General features: G+C 68.8%; 12 protein-coding genes. 8 read left to right on the top strand and 4 right to left on the bottom strand.

Annotation, left to right across the window (positions count from 1 at the left end; translation table 11 throughout):
• Nucleotides 1-51 precede the first annotated feature (51 nt).
• From ACZ5KW_RS15590 to ACZ5KW_RS15555, 8 genes are all read left to right on the top strand, one after another.
• Nucleotides 52-699: a halocyanin domain-containing protein gene (locus ACZ5KW_RS15590; protein WP_343777323.1), complete on the top strand. Its 648-nt coding sequence runs from the start codon at nucleotides 52-54 to the stop codon at nucleotides 697-699.
• Nucleotides 696-1,085, top strand: a complete 390-nt coding sequence (locus ACZ5KW_RS15585; RefSeq protein ID WP_343777325.1) for a DUF7318 family protein — start codon at nucleotides 696-698, stop codon at nucleotides 1,083-1,085. Before ACZ5KW_RS15590 ends, ACZ5KW_RS15585 begins: the two co-directional genes overlap by 4 nt.
• A gap of 7 nt (nucleotides 1,086-1,092) precedes the next feature.
• Nucleotides 1,093-1,902: a cytochrome b gene (locus tag ACZ5KW_RS15580; RefSeq protein ID WP_343777327.1), complete on the top strand. Its 810-nt coding sequence runs from the start codon at nucleotides 1,093-1,095 to the stop codon at nucleotides 1,900-1,902.
• A gap of 4 nt (nucleotides 1,903-1,906) precedes the next feature.
• Nucleotides 1,907-2,725, top strand: coding sequence for a cytochrome b family protein (locus ACZ5KW_RS15575; RefSeq protein ID WP_343777328.1), 819 nt, complete (start codon nucleotides 1,907-1,909; stop codon nucleotides 2,723-2,725).
• Nucleotides 2,726-2,800: 75 nt separating this feature from the next.
• Complete coding sequence (locus ACZ5KW_RS15570; RefSeq protein ID WP_343777330.1) at nucleotides 2,801-3,232, top strand: DUF7315 family membrane protein; 432 nt, start codon at nucleotides 2,801-2,803, stop codon at nucleotides 3,230-3,232.
• Nucleotides 3,233-3,242: 10 nt separating this feature from the next.
• On the top strand, nucleotides 3,243-3,524 hold the full coding sequence (locus ACZ5KW_RS15565) for a DUF7314 family protein (RefSeq protein WP_343777332.1): 282 nt from the start codon (nucleotides 3,243-3,245) through the stop codon (nucleotides 3,522-3,524).
• Nucleotides 3,525-3,621: 97 nt separating this feature from the next.
• The gene (locus tag ACZ5KW_RS15560; RefSeq protein ID WP_343777334.1) at nucleotides 3,622-4,368 is read left to right on the top strand and encodes an NAD(+)/NADH kinase; all 747 of its coding nucleotides are present in this window, start codon (nucleotides 3,622-3,624) and stop codon (nucleotides 4,366-4,368) included.
• A gap of 63 nt (nucleotides 4,369-4,431) precedes the next feature.
• Nucleotides 4,432-4,875, top strand: coding sequence for a DUF7313 family protein (locus tag ACZ5KW_RS15555; protein ID WP_343777335.1), 444 nt, complete (start codon nucleotides 4,432-4,434; stop codon nucleotides 4,873-4,875).
• Nucleotides 4,876-4,955: 80 nt separating this feature from the next.
• Here the strand turns inward: ACZ5KW_RS15555 and ACZ5KW_RS15550 are convergent, their stop codons facing one another.
• From ACZ5KW_RS15550 to ACZ5KW_RS15535, 4 genes are all read right to left on the bottom strand, one after another.
• Nucleotides 4,956-6,278, bottom strand: a complete 1,323-nt coding sequence (locus ACZ5KW_RS15550) for a M28 family peptidase (RefSeq protein WP_343777337.1) — start codon at nucleotides 6,276-6,278, stop codon at nucleotides 4,956-4,958.
• An 81-nt stretch (nucleotides 6,279-6,359) separates the two neighbouring features.
• Nucleotides 6,360-7,019, bottom strand: coding sequence for a DUF420 domain-containing protein (locus tag ACZ5KW_RS15545; RefSeq protein ID WP_343777339.1), 660 nt, complete (start codon nucleotides 7,017-7,019; stop codon nucleotides 6,360-6,362).
• 93 nt (nucleotides 7,020-7,112) lie between these two features.
• The gene (locus ACZ5KW_RS15540; protein WP_343777341.1) at nucleotides 7,113-8,165 is read right to left on the bottom strand and encodes an NAD(P)-dependent glycerol-1-phosphate dehydrogenase; all 1,053 of its coding nucleotides are present in this window, start codon (nucleotides 8,163-8,165) and stop codon (nucleotides 7,113-7,115) included.
• Nucleotides 8,166-8,284: 119 nt separating this feature from the next.
• Entirely contained in the window at nucleotides 8,285-8,983 is a 699-nt protein-coding gene (locus ACZ5KW_RS15535; RefSeq protein WP_343777342.1) for a LysE family translocator, read from the bottom strand.
• Nucleotides 8,984-9,066 lie beyond the last annotated feature (83 nt).

The following is a 9,066-nucleotide window of genomic DNA, read 5'->3' as shown; positions in this document are numbered from 1 at the left end:
TGGCGGTTTCAGTCGGTGGGTTTAAGCGCACGCCGTCCTGAGTGAGGCTGTATGAAAAGGCGGGACTTCGTGCGGACGGCCGGCGGCGCGACCGCCGCCGTTGCGGCCTCCGCCGGGGCGACCGGAACGGCGGCTGCACAAGAGGTACAGCCCGACTGGCCGAGCGGCGCGGCCGGCGGAAACGTCGGGTCCTATACGGACGCCCGCGGCCAAGACGAGGTGACCATCTCGGTCGGCGCCGGCAGCAACGGGCTCGCGTTCGACCCGACCCTCGTGTGGGTCGACGAGGGGACGACGATCGTCTGGGAGTGGACCGGCGCCGGCGGCGACCACAACGTCCAGACGGTCGAGGACGGCGGCCCCGCCAGCCTCGACAGCGGTAGTGCGGTCGGCGAGGAAGGCTACACCTACGAGTACGAGACGTCCAGCGAGGACGCCGGCATCACCCACTACCAGTGTGTGCCCCACGCGGCCGTCGGCATGCACGGCGGCATCGCCGTCGGTGAGGACGTCGCCACCGTCGAGGTCGGCGGAGCGAACACCGGGTGGCCGGAGGACATCGCGAAGGTCGGCGTCCCGCTTCACGCCCACTGGGTCGGTATCTCCGCCATCCTCGGTATCGGGATGACGTTCGTGTTCACGTTCTACATGCTCAAGTACGGCGAGTCGGCCCACACCGGGCACGGGGGTGCGAGATGAGCTCCGGCAACTCCTCGTACGGTGACATCCACCGCTACGAGCCCGCCCGCGAGAGCACTGCGGCCGCGATCGCGATCGTTCTCCTGACGGTCATCGAGGTCGTCTTCGTCTCGCTTTTCACCTACGGACTGATGTCCGCGTGGGCGACGACGGAGGCCGGGAACATGTACGTCGGCGCGCTGCTGGCGCTCATCTTCATCGACCTCGCGTTCATCCTCCTGCTCTACCGGAAGGAGTTCCTGCCCGACGTGATGATCGTCAAGAAACGCCGTCGCAAGTGGGAAGACCTGTACATCAGCGAGGAGGACAAAGACGGGAAGACCATCGACACCGGCGGTCTCGCGGACACGCTGAAACGGGCCGTCTACCCGTACTACAAGAAGTGATTCGACAATGAGTCTGAAGAAACAAGACGACATGGACCACAACGCGTGGCTCAAGAGTCAGGACCTCACCGCCATCGAGACGGCGTTCCTGACCACGCTCATCTGGCTCGACAAGCGGCTCCGCATCGTCGACTACCTCGAACTGCTGGAGACGATGTACTACCGCGCGAACCTCCAGATGCCGAAGAGCCACACCGAACAGTACGACCTCGACAACAAGTTCTGGTACTGGTACCCGCTGTACTCGCTCGGGTCCCTTTCGATAATCGCGTACCTACTCGCGGCCGTCTCGGGCGCGTTGCTCGGGTTCTACTACGCGCCGTCGACCGCCGGTGCGGTTGCGCAAGGCGATCCCACCGCCGCGTACGACTCGATGGTGATGATCATGAAAGACGTCCAGTTCGGCTTCATGCTCCGGTCGATCCACCGTTGGTCGGCGCAGTTCATGGTGGCGGCGGTGTTCCTCCACATGCTGCGCGTCTACTTCACCGGGGCGTACAAGGAGCCGCGCGAGGTCAACTGGATCCTCGGCGTCGTGCTCATCGCCCTGACGCTGCTGTTCGGGTTCTCGGGCTACGTTCTCCCGTGGAAGCAGCTGTCCTTCTGGGCGGCACAGATCGGCGTCGAACTGGCGCTCGCGACCCCCATCGTGGGCGAGTGGGCGGCCCAGCTGCTGTTCGGCGGGTTCACCCTCGGACAGGCGACGCTCGTGAGAATGTACATCCTGCACGTCTTCGTGTTGCCGTTCGTGGTCACCGCGCTCATCGCGATCCACGTCGGCATCGTCTGGGTGCAGGGCATCGCGGAACCGCACTAATCCAATGACCGACGACACAACCCCCGAAACCGACGGCCGCACCGACGAGCGAGCGCGCACGGACGGCGGGACCGACGGCGAAGCGCGCGCCGACGGCGGCCCGCCGGCGACGGTCCCGCCGGACGACGAGACGCCGACCTGGTCCGAGCGCAAGGAGCGCAGCCAGGGACTCGCACAGCTCACCTACCAGTACTTCGAGCGCTCGCGGCGCGAGGACGAAGACCTGCGCGCGGAGTCGACGTACGTCGAGCGCGACGTGCTCGGCTTCCCGACGTGGCCCCACGAGACGATCCGTAACCTCGCGATCACCTCGTTCTTCCTGGGGATCATCCTGCTCGTGGCCTCGATCATCCCGTCGCACTTCGGTGACCCGGCGAATCCCGGTTCCACGCCGGCCATCATCCTCCCCGACTGGTACCTCTACTGGTCGTTCGGCCTGCTGAAGCTCGCTCCGATCAACCCCGAACTCGCGGTGCTCGGCGGTGACATCGTCATGTCCAACGAGCTGTACGGGCTCGTCGCACACGGGATCATCTTCGGCGTCATCACGCTCGTTCCCTTCCTCAACAAGGGGAACGCGCGGCGTCCCGTCGAGGAGCCCGGATGGGCCGCGCTCGGCGTGGCCGGGGTCATCCTCGCGTTCACGCTGGCGGTGCTGGCCATTCAGAACTTCATCCCGTTCCAACAGGAGCTGTTGCTCACGCTCGTGTTCATGCTCCCGGTCGCGGGGGCCATCCTCACCTACGCGGTGTTGAAGACGATGCGTGAGGGGTACATGTACGACCTCAACCGCCGGTACTTCATGCTGCGCCCGCCGAAGTAACGGCCGGAAAACGCCCGCTCCCGCGACCACACCGCGGTCGCGGTCCCCTCGTGCCGTTCCGCGGCTTCCTTACCCATGTCATCCTCAACAGACGGCGACTCCGCGCAGGCGTTCGACGAGACCGGCGACCCGATCGCCCGCGACGGCGACGCGGACGACGACCCGCGCAGCGAGCCGACCGGCCCGCGCGACGGACCGAGCGGTCGCGAGATCGTCGTCCCGTTCAGGCTGTACAAGGCGGTCACCGTCTTCTCGACGCTGGCCGCGGTCGTCACCTACTTCATCGGCTTCACCCTGATCGACGCCGCGACGCTCCAGATCAGCTTCATCCGCACGACCATCGTCTACCTGCTCGACAGCGCCGGTCTCCTCCCGCCGGAAGACGTGCTCGTAGCGATCTTGGCGATCACGGGCGTGGGCTTCATCCTCCTCGGAACCGCCGTGTACGTGCTCGGGACCCGATTCCGCGGACAGGGGATGGGAAAGTCTCAAGACGACGCCAGCTAAGAGTCAGGTAATGGCAGACGAGTTCATGAAGGGCTTCGCCCTCTTCACGATCGGCGGCCTCGGGTGGATCACCTTCGGCGGCTGGTACCGGACCCCGTCGTACTATCAGGTGGTTCAGCTCGTGAACCCGGCGGAAGGAGTGAACACGGCCTACGGCGAGGTCGGACTGCTCGCGGGCGACGCGTTCTTCTGGCTGATGATTCTCGGTGCGCTGACGTTCTGGGTACTCATCCCCGTCAGCCGTCAGATCCGCGATTCCCTCGGCGGCGACGACGACGCGGCCGCGAACTGAGCGCGCCGTCCGTCTCCTCCTTCTCCCGCGACGAGAGCGCGACCGCGCGCTGCGACGAACCGGGAGCTTTTCACCCCCGCTGGCCCCACCCCTGCGCATGAGCGAGCCGACGCGCCGCCTCGCGGTTCTCGGCGACGGCGACTCGGTAGCGACGACACGGTCCGCAGCGACCGCTGCCGGCGCGCGCCTCGTCGACCGGTCCGACGCCGACGCGATCGTCGCCGTGGGAGAGGCGGCGCTGCGGGACGCGGTGCGCGCGGTCGCGGACGGTGACGCGCCGTCGGTTCCGATCCTTCCGGTCGGAGCCGGTCGTCACGCGGTCGGCGCCGATCACGCCGGCGACTGGATCGACACCCTCGTCGAGGGTATCGGCGGGTCAGAGCCGGCGTTCGACGGCCTCTCTCGGGTCGCGCATCCCGTCCTGTCGGTGGACGGAGCGGGCGACGACCGCCGGCGGTTCGCGGCCGCGGACGTCGCGTTCGTGACCGGGAAACCCGCCCGGATCTCCGAGTACGGGATCGACTTCCCGGACGGCGAGTCGGTCTCGGTGCGCGCGGACGGTGCCGTGGTCGCGACGCCGCTCGGCAGCGACGGGTACGCGGCCGCGGCCGGAGGGCCCGTGGTGTCGCCGGGGGGCGGACTCGCGGTCGTCCCGGTCGCCCCGTTCACCACCAGTCCCGACACGTGGGTCGCGACGGGCGGCGTTCGCGTCACGGTGAAACGCGAGGAAGAGCCCGTCGCGCTCGTCGTCGACGGGAGCCGACTGGGGACCGTCGAACCGCACCACGTGGTCCGGATCGAAGTTGCGACGACGGTCGATCTCCTCTCACCGACCGCGGAGTGACGCCTCGTCCGCGAGCGCGTCGATCGGAAACACTCTAATAGGTCGTGAACGGAAATGGTGGATATGGACCCACTGCAGTTCCTCGTTCCCCTCGGCTGGCTGTCGGCCGTCGGACCGGTGCTGCCGTACGCGATCTTCGTGATGACCGTCGGCAACCTCGCCACGCGACACCTCGCGCACAGACAGCACGTCGCCCAGGGACGGGACGCCGACAGCGTGGAACCGTACACGCCGCACGTCTTCACCAACGTCGGGCTCGTCCTCCTCTGTTTCCTGTTCATCCTCGACGCACCGGTCAGTGGGACGATCCTCTCCGTCCTCGTCCTCGCGATGTTCATCGCCGACCTCTTCGAACTGGAGGCGCGCAACGTCGAGGCACGCAACGACATGACGATCGAAGCGCCCAAGAGCTCGATCGCCGCGTCGGTCATCGTGCTGGTGTGGTCGTCGTACTACGCGCTGTTCTTCATCGTCGAAGGGATCTGGAACCAGTTCGTCATCGCCTGAGACGCGCTCCGGCGCCGGATTGGATCGCGGTCGACCGCGGCGGCGGACGTTCCCGCCCGGTTTTCTCCCCTGTCGATTCGCTAAAACGGCCAGTCGCCGGTGAGTTTCATCCCGGTCGCCTTCCCTTCCGCTTCGAGCGCGGCGGCGATGTCGTCGTGGTCCCGCCGCGGGATCGACGCGTCCGCTCCCGCGAGGTCGACGACGAGCTCGGTCAGGAGGATCGCCTGCTCCCTGAGGTTCCGCGACTCCAGTTTGTCGAGCGTGTCGGCGTGGGTGTGACCCCACCCGCGGCCGCGCCCGTCGGTCTCGCCGGAGACCATGTAGCCGGGGATCCCGCGCTTCACGAACGGCCAGTGGTCGCTGTGGGGCACCAACTCCCCGCCGGTCGAAATCGGGTGATCGAAGCGGTCGCTCACTCGGTCGGCGGCCGCCGCCAGCGCGTCGAACTCGTGGTGGTCGAGGCGGAGCGTCCGCCCGAACACGTTGCTGTCGACGTTGACGACCGCGCGGACCGCGTCTCGGTCGGCCGCCTCGGCGGCCACCGACGACCCCACGAGACCGACCTCCTCGGCACCGAACGCGGCGAACCGGACCCGAACGTCGAGCTCGTCTTCCCGCGCCGCGAGCGCCCGCGCGACCTCGACGATGGTCGCCGTCCCGGCCCCGTTGTCCATCGCGCCCTCGGCGAGGTCGTGGGCGTCGACGTGCGAGGAGACGATCAGGTGTTCGTCGGTGTCGGGGCCCAGCTCCGCGACCGCGTTACCGCTCGTCGCCGCGGGCGTCTCGCAGTCGACCGCGACGGTCAGGTCGTCGCCCTCGTTCCGCCGCGAGAGGCGGGCGCCGGTCTCCTTCGAGACGCCGACGGCCGGAACGTCGCCGATCGGCGCGTCGGCGGTTCCGACGCTGCCGGTCGGTGGAAGCGTCCCCTCGACGTGATTGGCGAAGACGAACGCGGCCGCGCCGGCCTCGACGGCGCGGTAGTACTTCTCACGCCGGTGGATGAACCGGTCGACGGACTCCGGCGTGTCCGACGAGACCATCACGACCGCCCCTTCGAGGTCGGCCTCGAAGTCCGCGGGGACGCCGTGACCGAGGTCGACGAGCTCGCCCGTCGCCTCGCCGCTCGGACTCCGCGGGAGCGCGATACAGGCGTTCGGGCCGAGCGCGAGCGGGTCGCCGGTCGCCGCGTCCCGCACCGCGCTGTCGCCGCGCTCCCAGCCTTGGATCTCGAACTCCTCTATCGCCGCGTTCCGCGCGCCGGCCTCGGCGAACGCGTCGCGGGTCAGCTCCAGCGCCTCGCGCTCGCCGGCCGAGCCCGCCATTCGGTCGTCGAGGTCGACGAGGTCGATCAGGTGGTTCCAGCCGGCGTCGCTCGTGAACGTCTCTCCGATCCAATCGGTCATGAACGTGGGTGTCACGCCCCCGAGTCAAGCGTTTCGATGGCGGCGGGCGCGGCCGGGACGCGTCCTCGGGGCGCGCGGCGCTCAGACCGGCAGCGCCGGCAGGAGGACCGCCGCGGCCTCCGCGGCCGCGAACGTCGAGTCGTACAGGTGGTTCAAGAGGAGGTACGTGACGACGCCGAGCGCGAGCGAGAGGATCCACGCGCTCGCGGCGATCCGACCGACGCGGCGGTGAGGCGTCTCGTTTCGGAGCTCCTCCTCGGTGTGCGTGAGTCCGAGGACGATGGCGTAGAGCACGACCGGCACGGAGACGACTGAGAGGATGATGTGGATCGCGAGCATGACGAGGTACGCCGGGTACACCCAGTCCCACAGCGGCACCCAGGCGTACGACGAGTCGAGGACGAACTCCTTCGTGCCGCCGCCGGCGACCTTCGGGAGGTACATCCCGAGGAAGAGGAGGATGAGGACGAACGACGTCGTCATCGCCGCGGCGTGTTTCTTCACCTCGCCGTTGCGGATCCAGTACCACCCGAGCGAGAGGGTGACGACCGTGACCGTGTTGACGGCGGCGATGCCGTGCGCGAGCAGGTCGACGGTCCCCTTCGTGAGCGTCGGGAACAGCGCCTGAAACTGTGGGACGAGGAACACGCCGCCGACGGCACCGTAGCCGACGATCGTGAGGAGGACGGTGACGGCACCGGCCCGTTCTTTGGCCCTGTCGCGAACGCTGGCGGTGGACATACCGGACCTACTTCCGGCAGCGTTATTGGCCTTTCGAGGTCGGACCGAGCCGCCCGCCTCGGGCGACGCCGTCGCTCCCGCGGCGAGCCGAACTCACCCGTCGATGACGCCCGTCGCGGTCGCGACTTCCACGGCCGCCTCCTCGTTGATCCCGCCTTGAAGGATGGTGTAGCGGTCGCGGATCTCGTGGGCGCTCGTGAGCGCGGCGAGCAGCTCCGCGTCGTCGACCCCCAGTTCGCCCGCGGTCGTCGGAGCGTCCAACTCGGCGAGCGCGTCGCGGATGGCGTCCCACCGACCGTTTTCGCCGCTGTGGAGGTACTCCGTCATGATCGACGCCACGCCGACCTGGTGGCCGTGGAGCGCCTTCCCCGGCGCGATCCGGTCGAGTTGGTGGGAGATGAGGTGTTCCGCACCGGAGGCGGGCCGCGACGATCCGGCGATGGACATCGCCACGCCGGAGGAGACGAGCGCCTTCACGACCACCCACGACGACTCCTCGAGGCCGGGGCGGATCATGTCGGCGTTCTCGACGAGCAGCTCCGCCGTCATCTCCGAGAGCGCGCCCGCGTACTCGCTGTACTCGACGTTCCGCAGCCGGCGGGCCAGCCGCCAGTCCTTCACGGCGGTGTAGTTGGAGATGATGTCCGCGCAGCCGGCGGTGGTGAGCCGCCACGGCGCGTCAGCGAGCAGCGTCGTGTCCGCGACGACGGCGAGCGGCGGGTCCGCCGCGACGGAGTGGCGCGTGTCCCCCTCTGGGATCGACGAGCGCCCGGAGACGATACCGTCGTGCGAGGCGACCGTCGGGACGGAGACGAAGCCGACGTCGAGGTGGTCGGCGGCCATCTTCGCGATGTCGATCGGCTTCCCGCCGCCGAGGGCGATCAGGTAGCCGGGATCGACCGCCTCGGCCGTCTCGATCAGGTTCTCGACGGCCGCGAACGAGGCCTCCTCGACGACGGCGGTCGCGGGGTCGTCGAACTGCGCCCGGACGCGGTCGCCGGCGATGTCGTTCGGCGTCGGGCTCGTCACGATCAGCGGGCGCCCGGTGAGGTAGAGCTCGCCGACCGCGTCGCCGAGGTCGTCGAGGACGTCGTGTCCCACGAGGACGTTTCGCGGGAGCTTGATCCACGTCGTCTTCTCGAACATACGGGACGGTCGCGCCGACGGGTCAAAGCCGTTGTCCATGTCAGTCGCGGTCGCGGGTGTCGGTCGCTGCGAGCCGGTCACGGGTGTCGGTCGCTGCGAGGCGGTAGCGGGGGCTGGGCTCAGGCGACTAGCGGCGACAGCGTCGTCGCCGCGTCGTAGAGGAAGTAGACGCCGAACCCGGCGAGGACGACGGCGGAGACGACGGCGACGATCGGCGCGAACGTCTCGATCCGCCGCTCGGCCGCGACGAGTCCGGTCGGGAAGCCGACGATCCACGTCAACACGCCGAGGAAGAACCCGCCGATGAGCGCCGGCGAACCGGTGGCGACCACGAGGGTTCCGGCGAGGTCCGCGCCGACGACGGGGAGGCGAGCGAGCACGTCGAGCTCGCCAGGCCGGAGCAGTCCGACGCCGATCGTCAGCCAGAAGAGCACCTGATACGGGTTCGTCAGGGCGAGCACCAGCGCCTTGCGGAACCCCTTCCCCTCCTCGACGACCGGCTCCTCCCCCTCGGTCGGGCGGAACGACGCTCGCGCCCCCTTCGCCGCGCCGACGGCGAAGTACAGCATCAGGACGCCGCCGACGGCGACCATGACGCCCTGTAACAGCGGGAACGATTCGACGACGGCGACGACGCCGACGTACGCGAGGACGAAGAAGATCGCGTCCGCGGTGGCCGCGCCGAGACCGGCTCGGAATCCGGCCAGCCGCCCTCGGAGAACGGACTCTTCGGCGATCACCGCGTTCATCGGCCCCGGCGGCGCCGCGAGCGCCAGCCCGAAGACGACGCCTGCGCCGAGAGTGACGAGGGAGCTCACACCGCTCGAAACGCCCGTTTTCGTGAAAAAGCCCGCGACAGAGAGGCGTTCGGTGACGCCCGACACCGGGACGTGTGGTCGGA

Source organism: Halorubrum ejinorense (assembly GCF_055389685.1).
Note: the sequence above shows the minus strand (reverse complement) of the source record. Positions and strands in the feature narration are given on the sequence as shown.